The organism is Chitinophaga arvensicola, assembly GCF_900110835.1.
In the GTDB taxonomy this organism is placed as follows: domain Bacteria; phylum Bacteroidota; class Bacteroidia; order Chitinophagales; family Chitinophagaceae; genus Chitinophaga; species Chitinophaga arvensicola.
Genome location: NZ_FOJG01000001.1, coordinates 1405067 through 1421235, shown reverse-complemented (window position 1 = coordinate 1421235; position 16169 = coordinate 1405067). Strand labels below are relative to the sequence as shown.

19 protein-coding genes and 1 tRNA gene are annotated in these 16169 nt (G+C 45.4%); 11 read left to right on the top strand and 9 right to left on the bottom strand.

The window, feature by feature from the left end; genetic code table 11:
* Nucleotides 1–4: 4 nt before the first annotated feature.
* A complete protein-coding gene (gene gltX, locus BMW79_RS06085) occupies nt 5–1534 on the bottom strand; it encodes a glutamate--tRNA ligase (RefSeq protein ID WP_089891903.1) in 1530 nt (509 codons plus the stop codon).
* A 135-nt stretch (nt 1535–1669) separates the two neighbouring features.
* On the opposite strand from gltX, the gene BMW79_RS06080 reads away from it, so the two are divergent.
* Nucleotides 1670–2293: a polysaccharide deacetylase family protein gene (locus tag BMW79_RS06080; protein WP_089891900.1), complete on the top strand. Its 624-nt coding sequence runs from the start codon at nt 1670–1672 to the stop codon at nt 2291–2293.
* A 62-nt stretch (nt 2294–2355) separates the two neighbouring features.
* Here the strand turns inward: BMW79_RS06080 and BMW79_RS06075 are convergent, their stop codons facing one another.
* Nucleotides 2356–3267 carry a hypothetical protein gene (locus BMW79_RS06075; RefSeq protein WP_089891897.1) on the bottom strand — a complete coding sequence of 304 codons (912 nt, stop codon included), beginning with the start codon at nt 3265–3267 and terminating at the stop codon, nt 2356–2358.
* Nucleotides 3268–3372: 105 nt separating this feature from the next.
* Here BMW79_RS06075 and BMW79_RS06070 point away from each other — a divergent pair, with 105 nt between their 5' ends.
* The 5 genes from BMW79_RS06070 to BMW79_RS06055 all read left to right on the top strand — a co-directional run bounded on the left by BMW79_RS06070 (nt 3373) and on the right by BMW79_RS06055 (nt 6233).
* Nucleotides 3373–4143, top strand: coding sequence for a TatD family hydrolase (locus tag BMW79_RS06070; protein ID WP_089891894.1), 771 nt, complete (start codon nt 3373–3375; stop codon nt 4141–4143).
* Between the two features lie 41 nt (nt 4144–4184).
* Complete coding sequence (locus BMW79_RS34085; protein WP_218150283.1) at nt 4185–4718, top strand: asparaginase; 534 nt, start codon at nt 4185–4187, stop codon at nt 4716–4718.
* The gene (locus tag BMW79_RS34080) at nt 4619–5218 is read left to right on the top strand and encodes an asparaginase (protein WP_407641614.1); all 600 of its coding nucleotides are present in this window, start codon (nt 4619–4621) and stop codon (nt 5216–5218) included. Before BMW79_RS34085 ends, BMW79_RS34080 begins: the two co-directional genes overlap by 100 nt.
* Before the next feature lie 142 nt (nt 5219–5360).
* Nucleotides 5361–6053, top strand: a complete 693-nt coding sequence (gene aqpZ, locus BMW79_RS06060) for an aquaporin Z (RefSeq protein ID WP_089891891.1) — start codon at nt 5361–5363, stop codon at nt 6051–6053.
* Nucleotides 6054–6146: 93 nt separating this feature from the next.
* A tRNA-Ser gene (locus BMW79_RS06055) sits at nt 6147–6233 on the top strand.
* Between the two features lie 60 nt (nt 6234–6293).
* Here the strand turns inward: BMW79_RS06055 and BMW79_RS06050 are convergent.
* Nucleotides 6294–7280, bottom strand: a complete 987-nt coding sequence (locus BMW79_RS06050) for a GlxA family transcriptional regulator (RefSeq protein ID WP_089891888.1) — start codon at nt 7278–7280, stop codon at nt 6294–6296.
* Between the two features lie 127 nt (nt 7281–7407).
* Here BMW79_RS06050 and BMW79_RS06045 point away from each other — a divergent pair, with 127 nt between their 5' ends.
* A complete protein-coding gene (locus tag BMW79_RS06045; protein WP_089891885.1) occupies nt 7408–7860 on the top strand; it encodes a DUF1569 domain-containing protein in 453 nt (150 codons plus the stop codon).
* Between the two features lie 86 nt (nt 7861–7946).
* Entirely contained in the window at nt 7947–9686 is a 1740-nt protein-coding gene (locus BMW79_RS06040; protein ID WP_089891882.1) for a hypothetical protein, read from the top strand.
* Nucleotides 9687–9754: 68 nt separating this feature from the next.
* On the opposite strand, the gene BMW79_RS06035 is transcribed toward BMW79_RS06040, so the two are convergent.
* The gene (locus BMW79_RS06035) at nt 9755–10930 is read right to left on the bottom strand and encodes an FAD-dependent monooxygenase (RefSeq protein WP_089891880.1); all 1176 of its coding nucleotides are present in this window, start codon (nt 10928–10930) and stop codon (nt 9755–9757) included.
* Between the two features lie 185 nt (nt 10931–11115).
* Between BMW79_RS06035 and BMW79_RS06030 the strand changes: the two genes are divergently transcribed.
* Nucleotides 11116–11559 (top strand): DinB family protein, encoded by a 444-nt coding sequence (locus BMW79_RS06030; RefSeq protein WP_177192060.1) that lies wholly within the window; start codon nt 11116–11118, stop codon nt 11557–11559.
* A gap of 72 nt (nt 11560–11631) precedes the next feature.
* Nucleotides 11632–12216, top strand: a complete 585-nt coding sequence (locus BMW79_RS06025; protein WP_089891875.1) for a hypothetical protein — start codon at nt 11632–11634, stop codon at nt 12214–12216.
* On the opposite strand, the gene BMW79_RS06020 is transcribed toward BMW79_RS06025, so the two are convergent.
* The 5 genes from BMW79_RS06020 to BMW79_RS06000 form a co-directional block, all read right to left on the bottom strand.
* Nucleotides 12177–12485: a DUF3817 domain-containing protein gene (locus BMW79_RS06020; RefSeq protein ID WP_089891872.1), complete on the bottom strand. Its 309-nt coding sequence runs from the start codon at nt 12483–12485 to the stop codon at nt 12177–12179. The genes BMW79_RS06025 and BMW79_RS06020 overlap by 40 nt on opposite strands.
* A 2-nt stretch (nt 12486–12487) precedes the next feature.
* Nucleotides 12488–12904, bottom strand: coding sequence for a hypothetical protein (locus tag BMW79_RS06015; RefSeq protein WP_245752394.1), 417 nt, complete (start codon nt 12902–12904; stop codon nt 12488–12490).
* A 102-nt stretch (nt 12905–13006) separates the two neighbouring features.
* Nucleotides 13007–13918 carry a helix-turn-helix domain-containing protein gene (locus BMW79_RS06010; protein ID WP_089891868.1) on the bottom strand — a complete coding sequence of 304 codons (912 nt, stop codon included), beginning with the start codon at nt 13916–13918 and terminating at the stop codon, nt 13007–13009.
* Nucleotides 13919–14007: 89 nt separating this feature from the next.
* A complete protein-coding gene (locus tag BMW79_RS06005; protein ID WP_177192059.1) occupies nt 14008–14568 on the bottom strand; it encodes a cupin domain-containing protein in 561 nt (186 codons plus the stop codon).
* 175 nt (nt 14569–14743) lie between these two features.
* Nucleotides 14744–15295 carry a GNAT family N-acetyltransferase gene (locus BMW79_RS06000; RefSeq protein WP_177192058.1) on the bottom strand — a complete coding sequence of 184 codons (552 nt, stop codon included), beginning with the start codon at nt 15293–15295 and terminating at the stop codon, nt 14744–14746.
* A gap of 90 nt (nt 15296–15385) precedes the next feature.
* Here BMW79_RS06000 and BMW79_RS05995 point away from each other — a divergent pair, with 90 nt between their 5' ends.
* Nucleotides 15386–16096 carry a hypothetical protein gene (locus BMW79_RS05995; protein WP_089891857.1) on the top strand — a complete coding sequence of 237 codons (711 nt, stop codon included), beginning with the start codon at nt 15386–15388 and terminating at the stop codon, nt 16094–16096.
* Nucleotides 16097–16169: the final 73 nt, after the last annotated feature.

Genomic DNA, 16169 nt, shown 5'->3' with positions numbered 1-16169 from the left:
ATTTCTATTGAAAAGCCGCCAGTCCTTTGGCAATCCTGTTGCGGGTTTCCGCAACACCCAGGGTAGCCACGATATCAAATACCGGGGGGCCGAATTTGCCGCCGGTCAGCATGATACGGAAAGGCAACTGTACATCGCCCATCTTCAGGTTCTTTTCAGCAGCCAGTGCTTTAAAAGCTGCTTCCAGATCCGCTGCGGGAGCAGCAGACAATGATTCCAGCTGCGCTGACCATACCTGGAAAAAAGCATCTTTGTCTGCATTCCATTTTGGTTTTACAGCCGCTTCATCGTAAGTATCCGGGCTTTGGAAGAAGAAGAAGCCATGGTCCCATATTTCATTTACAAAATAGCAGCGCTCTTTTACCAGGCCCGCCACTGTAGCTACATAGTCAGGAGCGGCGGTAACACCTTTTTCATCCAGCACGGGCTGGAATAAGGCAGCGAGGCTTTCATTGTCTTTGTGATGAATATACTGGTGGTTAAACCATTTTGCTTTTTCGAAATCGAATTTAGCACCGGCTTTATGTACGCGTTCCAGGGAGAATTTGCTGATCAGTTCTTCCAGGGAGAAAATTTCCTGTTCAGTACCATCATTCCAACCCAGCATCGCCAGCATATTGATAAATGCTTCCGGCAGGAAACCACGTTCGCGGAAACCTTTGGTGATATCGCCACTGGCAGGATCTCTCCAGTTCATAGCATATACGGGGAAGCCTAAACGATCACCGTCACGTTTGCTGAGTTTACCATTGCCATCCGGTTTCAGGATCAGCGGAAGGTGCGCCCATTGAGGCATATCAGCTTCCCAACCCAGGAATTTCCAGAGCAGGAGATGTACCGGCGCCGATGGCAGCCATTCTTCTCCACGGAAGGCATGTGTTATTTTCATGAGATAGTCGTCTACTACCACAGCGAGGTGATAGGTAGGCATACCATCTGCTTTCAGCAATACTTTATCATCTACCTGTGAGGTATGGAAAGTCACTTCTCCCCGAACCAGGTCGGTGAAAGTAATGTCCTCATTGGCAGGCATGCTGATACGGATCACATGCGGGGTATTTTTAGCCAGCAGGTCCTGTACTTCTGCATCGGAGAGCGTAAGTGAGTTACGCATCTTTGCCCTTACCACGTGGTTGTACTGCGGAGAAGGATTCTCCGGTGTTTTCAGCCGCTCGCGCATACTTTCCAGCTCTTCCGGAGTATCAAACGCATAATAGGCATGACCGGCTTTCACCAGCTGTTCCGCATACTGGCGGTATAAAGGCTTACGCTCACTCTGACGGTATGGGCCAAACGGACCACCCACTTCCGGACTTTCATCCGGTGTAAGGCCACACCAACGCAAACATTCATTGATGTATTCCTCCGCTCCGGGAACGTAACGGGTTTGGTCTGTATCTTCAATACGCAGCACAAAATCACCTTTATGCTGTTTCGCAAACAAATAGTTGAACAATACAGTGCGTACACCTCCAAGATGTAGGCCACCAGTAGGACTGGGCGCAAAACGCACTCTTACTTTTTTGTGATCCATAGTCCGCAAAGATAAGGATTTAGCCTTTAGCTGTTCATGATTGCCCCGAAGAGAAATTGGGAGATTAAAATTTTTTAATACGAAGCCCCGCTCTGGCACATTAAGTATATTGCAGTACTAAGCGCTGAAAATTCTATGTTCTATCTTACCAAAACGCCCGGCATCCTGAAAGCCTTGTACAAAAGTTGTGTCTGGAGCCTGTCTCCGGCCGGCAATAAGGTATATCTTACATTTGATGATGGTCCGCACCCACAGGCAACACCTTTCGTGCTGGAGCAACTGGCAAAGTTCAATGCAAAAGCTACCTTTTTCTGTATCGGGAAAAACGTGCTGGAATACCCGGCTATCTATCAGCAGATACTGGAAGCAGGACATACCACCGGCAATCATACACACAACCACCTGAACGGCTGGAAAACCAACACCGAAAAATATATTGAAAACGTGCTGGAAGCGGCCAAATACATTGCGTCTCCGCTTTTCAGACCGCCGTACGGGCGGATTACGCCTTTCCAGATCAAACAGATCAAGCAGAAAATTCCAGGCGCAAAAATTATTATGTGGGATCTGCTGAGTGGTGATTTCGACACGGAAATCAATGGAGAAGCCTGCGTACAGAACGTGGTGTTTAAATTACAGCCAGGCTCCATCGTGGTATTTCACGACAGCGCCAAAGCCTGGGACCGGCTGGAGTATGCGCTGCCCCGTGTATTGGAGTATTGTCGGAAACAGAAATTTGAGGTAGCAGCCATATTGTAACAACGACATTAAATAAAAAAGGGCTGGCCAAATGATTGGCCAGCCCTTTTTGTGTCTGTATTTTACAATTGAATTTGCTTGGTTTTATCTCCTACTGTAATCGTGATCGGATCTGTGCATTTACCGTTGCCATAGTCAATCACACCGGTTACTTTATCCAGTTCTACCTTCAGTTTTCCTTTCACAAAATGGTGGCAATCGTCAATCTTCACCAGGGCTTCCTGTGAAGTGAATGTAGCAGTAGCGCCTACTACCGGTCCTTTCACATAAGAAATGGTGGCAGTGCCTTCCACGGCGTATACATCGTCTGCCGGGTTTCTCAGGGGTTCTACCTGGTCAAATCCTGCAGTTTGTTTAATGGTTCTTTTGCTGGTATAGTTCACTATAGTGCTGTCGTTCAGGGTTACTTTTCCACCGGTAACTTCGGCAGTATACTGTATACCGGCAGTTTTGCTGTAGGTAGCGCCGCTGATGGCAAATCTGCCGTCAACCGCTTTGCCGTTGAGTTTATATCCCCTAGATTCTATCACAATGGTAGAATTGGCGTTGAATAAAGGACCGCTGAAAATAACGTGGAGTATACCACTGCGGTAAACTCCATATCTGTCGAGACAGGAGTCTCCAAAATCGATGTCTACCCGCTTAGGCCACTGGGTAGGGCTGGTGGCATCCAGCAGTTCGGCCACCGGACAGGAGGTTACTACGGCGTTAGTAGTGTTGGATACACCGGCTTTGCGTCCGTTAATAAAAAGGCCCTGTTCTACCGCTATCTGACCTACTGTTTCAAAAAGGCCACCGTACATAGCGCTTACAGCGGCTTCGTGTTGGGATGCGGCAATGGCATTGTTGTCTGACTGGTTATTAGGAGCGGTATCTGTGGTGATTTCCTTCTTACAGGCAAAAAAAATGGTGGCAACGGCCACGCCGGTGATGGTCCACGCCAGCACACGATTTGTACTGAAATAGCTTTTCATAGTTTAGGTTTTATTAGCAATTAGGTTTTTCGGTATTTACCTTTGCAGGAATAAAGATACCGTTTAAATATTAAAGAAATTACAAATCTAATAAAATAAATTATTATGCTTTGGATAGATACCCATACGCACCTGTATTCGGAAGAATTTGAGGCAGACCGGGAAGAGATGGTAGCGCGGGCCATAGCAGCGGGAGTAGACCAGTTGTTTTTACCGAATATCGACGAAAGCTCTATTGACGGCATGCTGGCACTGGAAGCCCGTTATCCGGATCATATTTACGCCATGATGGGCATCCATCCCTGTTATGTAAAAGAAGCGGTAGAGGAGCAGCTGGACCTGGTAAAGGCCTGGTTGCAACAGCGCCCGTTCAAAGCCATCGGTGAAATAGGGTTAGACTTCTACTGGGACAAATCGCTGCTTCCCCAGCAATACAAGGCTTTCCAGGAGCAACTGTTACTGGCCCGGGAATATGGTTTACCGGTATCCATCCATAGCCGCGAGGCCACCCGCGAATGTATCAACGAAGTGAAAGGCTTGCAGGATGGCCGTTTGAGCGGTGTATTCCATTGTTTCTCCGGCACGCTGGAAGAGGCGAAGGAAATTATTGACCTTGGCTTCTACCTGGGAATAGGCGGGGTGGTCACTTTCAAGAAATCGGGCCTCGACAAATTACTGGAAGAAATAGACCTCGCACATATTGTACTGGAAACAGATGCGCCCTATTTAGCACCGGTTCCTTACCGGGGCAAACGCAACGAAAGCGCGTACCTGACGCTGGCAGGCGAAAAGGTGGCAGATATAAAAAATCTAAAAATAGCAGACGTTGCAGCTATAACAAGCAGCAATGCCCGGAAATTATTCAAAACGCTCTAACTGTTTAGTGAATACCTTTGCAGGCAATGGCTACTAGCACAATGAGTAAAATTTTGATTATTTACACGGGTGGTACTGTGGGTATGATCTATGACGACAAGACCAAAGCACTTCGCCCGATAGGCTTCAACGAGATAAGGAATAATTTACCGGAACTGTACCGGATGGGCATCGATTTTTATGTGTACGCATTTAATCCCCCTATAGATTCATCAGACATGCAGCCGGAGATATGGGTAGAACTGGCCAGCATCATAGAAGACAGGTATGACCGTTATGATGGTTTTGTGATCCTTCATGGATCTGATACCATGGCCTTTACTGCCTCTGCACTGAGCTTTATGCTGGAAAACCTGTCGAAGCCCGTTATCCTGACCGGCTCTCAGCTTCCCATCGGTAAAATACGGACAGATGCCAAGGAGAATATTATCACCGCCATTGTGCCTGCAGCAGGCACAATGGCACCGATATATCTATGGTACCGGAAGTATGTATCTATTTTGATTTCTCCCTGTTCAGAGGCAACCGCTCCAAAAAGTATAACGCGGAAAAGTTTGAGGCATTCTATACGATGAATTATCCTCAGCTCGCCGAAGCCGGTATCGATATTAAATTCAAACATCAGTTTATCCTGCCGCCTCCTACACAACCACTGAAGGTGCATAAAGAACTGGAAACAAATATCACGGTATTAAAGCTATTCCCGGGTATCTCCAGGAAGGCGGTGGAAGCCACGCTCAGCGTATCCGGACTGAAAGGTGTAATCATGGAAACCTTTGGTAGTGGTAATACCAATACCCAACCCTGGTTTATTGAGAGCATAAAAAAAGTAATCGACAACGGCGCTATTATAGTAGATATCACCCAGTGTGATGGCGGCTCCGTGGAGTTAGGCAAATATGAAACCAGTCAGCATTTACTGGAGATCGGTGTAGTAAGTGGTCATGATATGACCTTTGAAGCAGCGGTCACCAAACTGATGTTCGTACTGGGACAGGGCCTTTCCATTGCGGAAGCAAAGCAGATGCTGGAAACGTCTTTACGTGGTGAACTCACCCCGATTGAAGTGTATTAATCTTTTTTTAAATCAGCTTATACAAGCGGGAAGCACATTCTGTTGTGCTTCCCGCTTTTTTTTATCTTGAATAATTAAGGTAAATTTAGTAATCACCAATTTCTCTTTCCCCAAGTTCTATTCACCACAAAATTCATTAGCTATGGTAGTCTCCTTATCACAGAAATGTATTGCCGAGTTCTTTGGCACTTTTGTTTTGGTATTTATGGGTTGTGGCAGCGCTGTAGTGGCAGGTGGGCATGTTGGGTTTCTGGGTATCGCGTTTGCATTTGGTTTATCTGTTGTTACGATGGCTTATGCAGTAGGCCATATTTCCGGATGTCATCTCAATCCGGCCATTACCATCTCGTTGTGGTCTACCGGTAAAATATCCGGTAAAGACGCTGGCGGGTACATTATTTCGCAGATCATCGGCGGCATAGTGGCAGCAGCCCTGCTGTACTTTATTGCGCAGGGAAAGGCCGATTACAGTCTTGCAGCCAACGGCCTTGGCGCCAACGGCGTGGAAGAGGGTTCACCGGATCATTACTCTCTGATCAGTGGCCTGGTGGCAGAAACGGTGCTTACAGCCATTTTCCTCGTAGTAGTACATGGCAGCACCAGTAAAAATAACCAGAATGGTATGTTTGCCGGACTGGCAATAGGCCTCTGCCTTACCATGATCCACATTGTAGGCATCCCCATTACCGGTGTATCCGTAAATCCGGCCAGGAGTATCGGACCAGCCCTTTTTGTAGGTGGCGCAGCGATCTCCCATCTGTGGGTATTTATTGTAGGACCTATAGTGGGCGGCCTTTTAGGGGGTGGTATCTGGAAGTTATACGACAGTAATTAAACTTTTTTTTGAAATACAAACTAAAGGATTATCTTTGCAACCCTGAATTGGAAAAACAACCTTTCCTTTTTTATTCAGGAAAAAGATAATCACGGAGAAGTGCAGGAGTGGTTGAACTGGCACGCCTGGAAAGTGTGTATAGGTGAAAGCCTATCAAGGGTTCGAATCCCTTCTTCTCCGCAAGCTTTAAAGCTCTGGTAACGCAAGTTATCAGGGCTTTTTTGTTTTAGCGCCCTTCACTTAAACGGCTGTAAGCGTCTTATATTGATTCCTGTATTCAACCGGCGTTGATCCCGTAATCCGCTTAAACACCATTCTGAATGTTTTCAGATCGTTGTATCCCACCCGGTAGGTGATCGCCGCAATATTCGTTTCCCCCGCTTCAAACGCCTTCTTTGCTGCTTCTACCTTTATTCGCTGAATAAATTCTATCGGGCTTAACGAAGTGGCATTCTTAAACCGGCGGATAAAATTCCGCTTGCTCATATTTACCTGGCGGGCAATTTGCTCCACTGAAATATCCGTTTCAAAAGTCTTCTCAATATAACATTGCGCCTGGTGTATTTCCTCGTCGTTGTGCTGACGTTTTCCGGAAAAAACGGTGAAGATACTTTGTGAAGTCCGGCCATAATCCAGGGCATAAATTTTACTCAATGCCACTGAAATCTCTTTACCACAACTTTGTTCTATAAAATACAATAAGGCATTTAAAGAAGAAAAGCCACCGCCGCCTGTAATAATTGCTTTGGAATGCGTAACAACATGATCGGGCCTGAAATCTATTAAGGGATATCTTTGCTGCAAATCTTCCATAGCACCCCAATGAGAGGTAGCCGGCATTCCATCCAGTAAACCACATTCCGCCAGAAAATAAGCGCCGGTACAAAGACTCATTATCTCCACCTTCTTATCATATTGCTCCTTTATCCATTCTATCAATTCCCTGTTCTTAAGAAGTAACGTGTTGATGTCCGACTGAGCTGTGCTCATGGGCGGGATGATAATGGTATCTGTCTCAAACTCGTCCGCTATCGTTTTACTGCAATAAAACTGTACGGGCATACTCAACTGTACATTTTTGAGATGAACACCTACCAGTTCAATCCGGAAAGGAGCAGGCAATCCATTCTTTACCGCAGCTTCATTTGCGCTAAACAACATAGCAGTAGTGTTGGCTACCGCTGCAGGCAACACGTCTTCATATATTACAATGGATATATGTTTCATAATCACCCTGGCATTAGTTAACCGAAGCTATTAAAAAAAAGGCACAAAATACACCGTTCATTGGCACTTTAACACAGCGACCAACTTCCTATACCCGCCTACTTTTACATCAGATAAAACATCTGTTATGAAAACAATATTCGATCCTGCTGCAAGAGAAGCATTTATGGGCAGAATTAACCTGCTTACTAAAGATCATACTGCCCAATGGGGCAAAATGAGCGTTTACCAGATGGCAAAACATTGCACCATCTGGAACAACTGGATACTTGGAACAAAACATGGCGTTTATAAACAAGGACTCCTGGGGCTGATCTTCGGTCAATGGGCCTTAAAGGGCATCGTAAAAAATGATGATCCCATGAAAAAAAACATGCCCTCCGGCAATGCTTTTCTGACCAAAGAAAAAGAAGGGGATCTGGCGTTTCAAAAAAAGACGTGGATAGAACAGGTATCCCAATATGAGCATTTCTCCAATCCGGCATTTATCCACGACTTCTTTGGAAAAATGGATACTGACGAAATTGGTATTCTTGTCTACAAACATTTCGACCATCACCTGCGGCAGTTTAATGTGTAATGCTTCCCCTCAAATTATCTGGTAGTACTTTCAACGAGGAAGATTTCCGCTTATATTCGTTACTATTGTACTAAACACAGATTTCAATGAAGCTCGTATACCTATCGCTGACTTTGGCATTGCTTAGTATTGTTTGTTACGCCCAGAAAACGTCCATCAAATGGGGCGACGAATTCAATCTCCGGAAAGGCAGTACCGACCTGCGCGTAGTACTGGCGGATAAAAACGCTGTTTACCTTCAGGAAAGTCACCTCGCATTAAAAAGCTACTTTGTAGTGGGCGCTACTGCACGGGAATCAGCTTCGCTGGTAAAAGTGGATAATAACCTGACCGAAATTTTCCGCAATGATTTCAATAAAGAATTAAGAGGAAAAGAATTTGTACAATTTCTTCCTTTTGAAGATAAATTGTACCTCATCTCTTCAGAATACAGTAAACGCGATAAAACGCTTGCCCTCTTTGCATCTGCCGTAAATAAGAATTCCGGAGAACTAACCGGAGAGTTCAGGGAAATAGCCAGCTATCAGAAAGAAGAAAAAAAGGATGATATTGATTTCAAAATCACCTACAACACCGACAGCACAAAAGTTCTGATTGTGAGCAGCATTGCAGGGCGGGAAAAGAATGAATACACGATACAGGAACTCGGCAACAATCTCAAAGCATCGTCCCAGCCACTGACCATTACCAATGAATTTGAAGCCAACAAGTATCAGCTGGAAGATGTATTATATACCAATGAACACAATGTGATACTGGTAGGACGGATGTACGAATATGAAGAAGGCAAAAAGAAAAAACAGAAATTTCTTGATTTTACCAACTACAACATCCGTATTTACGACACAAAAGGGAAACAGCAATCAGAGATCAATACCACCATTAACGGGAAATGGCTTATCAGCACAAAATTAGTACAGGAAAAAAGTAAAGACCTGATCCTGGCCGCTTTCTACAGCAATGTAAAAAAAGGTAAAACCGTTGACGGATTACTTGTACAGAGAATTAATGTGTCCAATGGAAAAGTGCTATCTACCAGTGATAAAGCCATTAATAATTCCTTGTTGACCGCTGATCTGGACAAGGACGATAATGACGAAACGGACGACAAGGAAGAATCCAGAGAAGAACGAAAAATGCGGGAAAGCCTGAGCAAGCTGAAAGATGAAGGAGAAGACTTCTCCCGGTTTATGCAGTTCCGTAATATTTTTTACACTGCCGATAATAACCTGATTATCCTGGCAGAATATTTCCATCATTACGTAACTACCACGCAGAGCTATACAGCCGGCACAAACGGTATGCCCGGTCAATGGCGCACGACCAGTTATTCCAACTATATCTCAGGCGATCTGATGATGTGCAGGGTAGATGCTTCCGGCAACATCGGCTGGCTCCAGATACTACCCAAGTATCAACGGGAAGTCATTGCCGGCGTTCATGACCTGGGCTATGGCGTTGGTTTTAATTTCAATACAAGCTATTTCCTGGATGGAAACAGACCTTTCTATTCAGGATTTGGCGCTATTCAAACAGGGAAAAATATCCAGCTCATATTCAATGATAATTCAAAAAACGCCACCGTTGTTCAGGCAGGTCAGAAAGCAAAGTCAACTACCCGATTCAGCAAAACCGATTGCTTCCTTGTAAATATGGATGAAGCAACCGGGAAACTCACCAGGAAACTATTCTTCACCAACAAAGACATCCCCACCGCCATGCCACGATTGGGCGCGGTAATCGGGAATAATATGTATATCGTCGGAAAAACAGACAGGATGCTGGGGAAAACAAAAATTGCGATTGCAAAAATCAGTGTCGATTAATAACAACTCACTTAAGAGGCAATAAATATTTCATGATGGTTGACAGGTCTGCTTGTCAACCATCATGATTAATAGCACTCCGGCTGAATAGAGCGGGCTATTTTAGAAGGCAGCTGTATCATCATGTTCTTCCACGGAGAATAAGGCAGCATCTTCCACATCTGCTGACTGCACCAATGCATGAAACGGGTATTGGGCACAAACCAGGTAGCGCCTCCATCTGCCAGCTGCTGGCTCTTTATCACAAACTCCCGCATTCTCTCTTCATAAAGGGCAAACGCAACGGTATAATCGCCGGCTGCTTTCTTTAACTCCCCGGCCAGGATACAGGCGCCTACTACTGCCATGCTGGTTCCCATTCCTGATAAAGGGGATGCACAATGAGCCGCATCTCCGATCAGTGCAATACGTCCTTTCGACCAACGATCCATTTTGATCTGGCTAATAGAATCAAAATAAAAGTCCGGTGCATCTTCCATCAACGACAACAAACGTGGCACCTCCCATTCTTCCTCCGCAAATTTACTGCGAATGATTTCCTTTTGTTGGGCAATATCCCGCCGGTCATAGGCCAAAGGCTCCGAAGTAAAATAAAAAGAGGCCCTTGCTTCCGTACTTTCTCTTGCGCCGAAAAATCCTACCCGTTTTCCCGGTGTGCTGTAAAACAAGCCATTCATCCCTATATCCATAAAGTTGGGCGTAGTGAAGATCGCGACGTACAGGCCCATATACCGGTTAAACTCCGATTCCTCCCCGAAAGCGATTCTTCGTACATTGGAATGCAAACCATCTGCACCGATCACCAGGTCGAATTGCCTGGCTGCACTCATTTCAAAGGTAACGTCTACGCCCTCCGCTCCATCTGTCATACCTGTAATACTATCCCCGAATATATACTCCACGTCATTTTTCGTGGCACCATACAATACTTCTACCAGGTCGCCACGCATAATTTCCAACTCCCCGCTGGTAAAGCCATCCGGCATAGCAGACACTTTCCTGTTATGCTTGTCTACAGTAGTGATAGTTCCCGTGCGTGTTTCGCAGCGACGGATCTCTTCCAGTACGCCCATCTTCTCCAGCACTTCCATGGCAGCACCCCGGAAGTCAACCGCATAACCGCCAGGACGGATCCCCGGTGCACGTTCCAGAATAGTTACCTCAAAACCATAACGATGCAGCCAGAAGGCCAATGCAGGCCCAGCTACGCTGGCGCCGGAAATTAAGATGCGCTTTGTTTTCATGTATTGCCTACTTGCAGTGAATAATAAAACAAAGCTATATCGCCGCAAAAAGGAAGACAATCATGAAAAGGGCCAGTCCGGTCGACAGATCGGTAAACACGGGAATTTTGGCGGTAAAAAAGGGCATTGGGGGCATTCTTTGCCCGGCGAGACCAGGAACAAAAAAATATTCTTTACTTTTAAGTATGCCAATTCATGACTCAATTATAAGACTGAACTATCTGTGTAACACCATTCCCGCGCTGCTGACAGCCATACCGGCGGAAGAATTCTCGTTTAAACCAGCGCCTGGAAAATGGAGCAAAAAGGAAATGCTAGGTCACCTCGTCGATAGCGCCACCAATAATCATCAACGCTTTGTTCGCACACAGTTCGAAACCACACCCACCATCGGATATGATCAGAATAAGTGGAATCAATACAGCTATTACCTGCAAATAGACAATCAGCAACTCATTGATTTCTGGACGCTGTATAACCGGCAGTTGCTACACCTGATGCAGCACATCCCGGAAGAAGCCCTGCAAAGGCTTTGCAGACATACCGATCAGGACTGGACCCTGGATTTTATCATCAATGATTATGTGGTGCATTTAGAACATCACCTGAAACAGATGGTGACCTATTGATCAGCAGCACTTTAATCCACATTGCAAAAACAACTATTTTTATGCCCTCAAAATCGAAAAGAAGGCAGGAAGATGACGAAAGGAGAATATAAAAGAGCAATTGCTACCGGCGAAGTACAGTTGAGTTTCAGAGAACATGTAGAACATTTTGACGTTATTTATATCCTCCTTTTTTTTGATGTCTTACTCGGAATGTATGCCGCAGGATTGTTATTCAGTAATGATCAACACAAACTGGGAGTAATCTTATTCTTTATGGTCTTTTCTACCATTATCGGGTTGCTGTATTGGAGACAAAATAGCCGGTTAAAACTAAAATCTATCTCCACCACGCTCAGCAAAGAAGAACAGCGGACCATCGTGGAAAGGCTGGGCGAGGAACAAAAGTGGCTCCCCTATTACCTGGGCGACAATGCGTTTAAAGCAAGGGCACATGATGTCTATTCGGCCAGTTCAGGAGAGCAGGTTACCGTCCTCTTTGGAAAAAATAAAATTTATATCAACAGCATGTGCGATCTCCACTTTAAAGCATCCTGGATATCCTGGGGACGTAACCGGAAACATATGCGGCTGTTGCTAAACAGGATCACCGAAGCCTCCCTGCAAAAGCAGGAAAATCAGGCACCCATCCTGGATAAAATCACCTTATCAACATAAAAAGTCCCGAAAGGAATTATACATGCCAGCAACACTTTCCAGGTAGTGGTCCTGAATTTCCACTTATAGGTAATTCCCACACTGATGGTATTCAACACGAAAAACAGGAACAACAATCCATGCACAGGACCTATGGCTTTCACCAGGGAAGGATCCTGGTATATATACTTCAGTGGCACTGCCACCCCAATCAGCACCAGCAGGGAAACACCCTCTAAAAAAGCAATCAGTCTTAATCTCCCGATTTTAGTATTAAAGAACTTCAGCATAGTTAAAATGGTCTTATATACGGCCGGTTTGCCAACGGTGAAAACGGCCATGGTATAGCAATAAAAATAACAATCAACGCAAGGAAAAACCAGATTGTCATGGTACGGAACCTCGCTACATCTGTGTGCTGTCGTTTGGCTACAGAAGAACCAATAGTAATCAACACCACTGCGATGGTCATCAGTACAATATGAATCAACCCGAAAAAGAGAAAGTCAAACTGGCGGATCGCCTCATGATAGTGGGAGCGGAAATAAGCGACCAACGGACTCTGGAAATATAACACATAACCAATAGCCAGCTGTATATGTGCAACAGTGGCAGTAATATGCCGCACCGCATTATCCTGCGCTGTAAATACCGTCCCACGGCTCCAGCCAATGACGCCACGATAAATGGCATATAAAAGGCTGCACACAACGCCCCACCTGAATAAGGAATGAATCACCAACAAATAGAAATACATGCCGGCAAAGCTCCCGCTTAAAATAATGGGTTGTTAGGACAAAGTGGGGGAGTTTCAGGATTTTTCAATCATTTTGCGGAAATCGGAAGGAGTAATGCCTTCGTATTTCCGGAAGATACGTGCAAAATAAGAGGCGTCTTCAAATCCTATTTCTGCGGCTACTTCACTGATAGACAGGTCGCTCTGGCTCAGCAGCACTTTTGCTTCCAGTACAATCGCCTCATCGATCCAGCGGGCAGGAGATTTACCGGTCAGCATCTTCACGGTTTTATTCAGGTGATTAGGAGTGATATTTAACAGGGAAGCATAATCCGTGACCAGGTGCCTGGTTTTAACTGTAGTAAACACCAGCTCCCGGAACCGGTTGGTAATATTCACAGCGGCCACCTGGTGCGTACCGGTCAGTGGCTGATAAAGGGCCTTTACTTCACAGAGCAGTGTAATCAGGTAAGGTTGAATGATCTCCAGGTTGTTCAATCCATTCCGGGTATAATCAAATAGCAGGCGTTTGAAAAGATGTAACACAAACTGAGTAGTTTGCTTGTCCAGCCGTACAATAGGGTTGCCCCATATCCGCAGAAAATCAAAGTCCCGCAAAGGGTCCTGGTTACTGTATTTGCCGGTGAGCACATCGGTATGGAAATTACACAGGAAGCCTTTATTCACTTCCCCTTCCCGGAAGGAAAATACCTGTCCTGCCGGTACAAATAGCATCTCACCTTTATGAATGGTATACGACTCACTGCCAATTTTCATACTGGCTTCCCCACTGGTGATAAACAGGCAGCTGTGATTCGTAGAGCGGGAAGCCGGCACCGCCTGTGTTACCAGCCGGTACATGTCTTCAACCCTCACGATAAAAAATTTATCATAGTCGGCTTTTAACATGTGGTCCAGCTCCCGTCTGGGTTGCATAAACCTGGCTGTAAAAGTATCCGGATTATATACGGTTATGTTTTTTCTCATTCCGGTAACGAATTTAACCTCCGGAGATGGAAACAACAAAGATTCTTCTGTATTCCCGGATTGTTCTTCATCGCTACCTGTTACAGGCCTTACTTTGCGGCCACAGGGCGGTGAAACCTTCGCGGATAATGTTGTATCAGGAAGATGGGCATAAACAACGCATACAGCAGCTGTAACAGGATGGCGGGAGGTTTATCCAGGCAGAAAACCTTCCGGTATTTCCGCAACAGGAAAAGCATAACCGGCAAAGCCGGTACCCCGGCGGCGTTGGTGGCCCCTTCATTCGAAAGCAGGAACATGGTTTGTAAAAAATCGGCCGTGTTCATACCCGGCGATACGCTCCAGCTGACAATAGCCGGTTTTAATCCGCCATTCCACATGCTATGCCTTACCCTTGGTTTTATATGTATAAAGGCGCCTTCCCGGTAGGTTTTTATTTCTCCGTCCAGTCTTACTGTTAACTCACCGGACAACACCTGGAAATACTCTTCCTGAAAAGGATGATAATGTACAGGCGGCTCCTGTGAAAAAGGCCGGTAGGTCGTTTCCATCTCCAGGATATTATCTTCGGCAGATGGTAAAAAGCGGATGACCTGTCCGGTTACGTGGTTGGTGATCTGGCAAGCCGTTGTAAAATGTGCGTACGTCATAGGGAGCAGTTTTTTGGGGGTACAATTATTCATTTAACACCACAATACTGCGCACTTTAATGCGTACTCACAAACATGGTAGCTATAAAACAGCACCAGGCGGCAGAAACAATCATCCTACCTACCAACTCCACTCATCCGCGATACAAGGCAACAGGAGAAAGAATACGGATGATCACGCAGGTTTTTCAATAGAGTAGCACAATATATCGGTCAGGTCGTCTTCTTTTTCGAGGCTTTCCCGTAATGGCTGATCCAATGTAAACTGATACCGCTCCAGCAACTTCACAGATCGCTCATTACCTGCAAACGGAAAGGCGGTGATCTTTTGAAGATGAACCTGTTCAAATCCGAAAAGAATTACTGCCGGCAGTACTTCCTGCATAATGCCTTTACCAAAAAAGGCAGCCTGCAATTCGTAGCCTATTTCAGCACGCTCCAGCTCGGGTTCAATATTCCAGAAACATATTGTACCTACCAGGTGATCGCTTTCCTTTGTAGTAATGATCCAGTAAAAAGACCGGCCGGCAGCATTGTCAGCTTGTCTGTCGTCAATAAATTTTCGTGCATCCGCAACCGTAGTAGGGGTTTTTCTGTGGAGGTATTGATTTACAATCGGATCAGATCGCAGGATGGCCATCGCCTCGTCGTCATATAAAGCGGGCGACCTCAGCACAAATCGCTGGGTAACCAACGTGGGGAATGGGTTAAAATGGAGTGTCAGCATATCTAAAAATAACATTAATCTGCTTTCAAATGAAAAAATACAGCGACTATCTTTGTACTATTATTCATTAACCAAAATCTGAAAAAGTAAATGGAAAAGCTGTTAAAAGAAGTACGGATATTAAAGATTTATGCCCTTAGCCTTACTATCCTTTTTGCCCTCCTGCTGTTTATGTCATTCAAAGCAGATGTGAAACAAAAATTCCAGGAAATTGACGTTGAACGGATCAATATCGTAGAGAAAGACGGAACCTTGAAAATGGTGATTTCCAATGAAGCCAGGCAGCACTCTGGTATGGTAGATGGCAAAGAAATGTCGAAACGGGAACGTCCGGCAGGCATGATCTTCTTCAATGGAATGGGAGAAGAGTGTGGGGGCCTGGTGTATAAGGCTGATAAGGAATCGGCCGGCATGGTATACTCTGTGGATCAGTACCGGAATGACCAGATTATGCAATTGCAGTTTTCGCAGAATACCACCGGTGCGGATAAAAAAAGATCGTACGGCCTGAAGCTCTGGGACCAATCGGACGACTTCCCGCTGGCGGCCAGAACAAAGTATTTTGACTCGCTGGCAGCGCTCAAAAATGATACGCTGTTTGATAAGGAAGTACAACGGTTGTCTGACGCCGGTTTATTGACCACGGAGCGCTTGTTTGTGGGCAAGAATACAAAAGGGGAAGTAGGTTTATTCATCCGCGATGAAAAAGGTAAACCCCGTATAAAAATCTACATAGATAAAAACAACAAAACGGTAATTGCAATGCTGGATGAGCATGGCCAGCCGGTAAGTGCCCATTGATGAAATGCCTTAAACGCATACAACCCGCATGTAACAGTATGTTCATGCGGGTTTATATTTTCCGGGAGATATG

Coding starts and splice junctions, on each gene's coding strand:
- BMW79_RS06020 (WP_089891872.1), bottom strand. CDS start 12,485: ATGCTGAAGTTCTTTAATACTAAAATCGGGAGATTAAGACTGATTGCT.
- BMW79_RS06050 (WP_089891888.1), bottom strand. CDS start 7,280: ATGAAACATATATCCATTGTAATATATGAAGACGTGTTGCCTGCAGCG.
- BMW79_RS06010 (WP_089891868.1), bottom strand. CDS start 13,918: ATGAGAAAAAACATAACCGTATATAATCCGGATACTTTTACAGCCAGG.
- BMW79_RS06005 (WP_177192059.1), bottom strand. CDS start 14,568: ATGACGTACGCACATTTTACAACGGCTTGCCAGATCACCAACCACGTA.
- BMW79_RS06040 (WP_089891882.1), top strand. CDS start 7,947: ATGAAGCTCGTATACCTATCGCTGACTTTGGCATTGCTTAGTATTGTT.
- BMW79_RS06080 (WP_089891900.1), top strand. CDS start 1,670: ATGTTCTATCTTACCAAAACGCCCGGCATCCTGAAAGCCTTGTACAAA.
- gltX (WP_089891903.1), bottom strand. CDS start 1,534: ATGGATCACAAAAAAGTAAGAGTGCGTTTTGCGCCCAGTCCTACTGGT.
- BMW79_RS06075 (WP_089891897.1), bottom strand. CDS start 3,267: ATGAAAAGCTATTTCAGTACAAATCGTGTGCTGGCGTGGACCATCACC.
- BMW79_RS06070 (WP_089891894.1), top strand. CDS start 3,373: ATGCTTTGGATAGATACCCATACGCACCTGTATTCGGAAGAATTTGAG.
- BMW79_RS05995 (WP_089891857.1), top strand. CDS start 15,386: ATGGAAAAGCTGTTAAAAGAAGTACGGATATTAAAGATTTATGCCCTT.
- BMW79_RS06045 (WP_089891885.1), top strand. CDS start 7,408: ATGAAAACAATATTCGATCCTGCTGCAAGAGAAGCATTTATGGGCAGA.
- BMW79_RS06035 (WP_089891880.1), bottom strand. CDS start 10,930: ATGAAAACAAAGCGCATCTTAATTTCCGGCGCCAGCGTAGCTGGGCCT.
- BMW79_RS06000 (WP_177192058.1), bottom strand. CDS start 15,295: ATGCTGACACTCCATTTTAACCCATTCCCCACGTTGGTTACCCAGCGA.
- BMW79_RS06030 (WP_177192060.1), top strand. CDS start 11,116: ATGCCAATTCATGACTCAATTATAAGACTGAACTATCTGTGTAACACC.
- BMW79_RS34080 (WP_407641614.1), top strand. CDS start 4,619: ATGGTACCGGAAGTATGTATCTATTTTGATTTCTCCCTGTTCAGAGGC.
- BMW79_RS34085 (WP_218150283.1), top strand. CDS start 4,185: ATGAGTAAAATTTTGATTATTTACACGGGTGGTACTGTGGGTATGATC.
- aqpZ (WP_089891891.1), top strand. CDS start 5,361: ATGGTAGTCTCCTTATCACAGAAATGTATTGCCGAGTTCTTTGGCACT.
- BMW79_RS06025 (WP_089891875.1), top strand. CDS start 11,632: ATGACGAAAGGAGAATATAAAAGAGCAATTGCTACCGGCGAAGTACAG.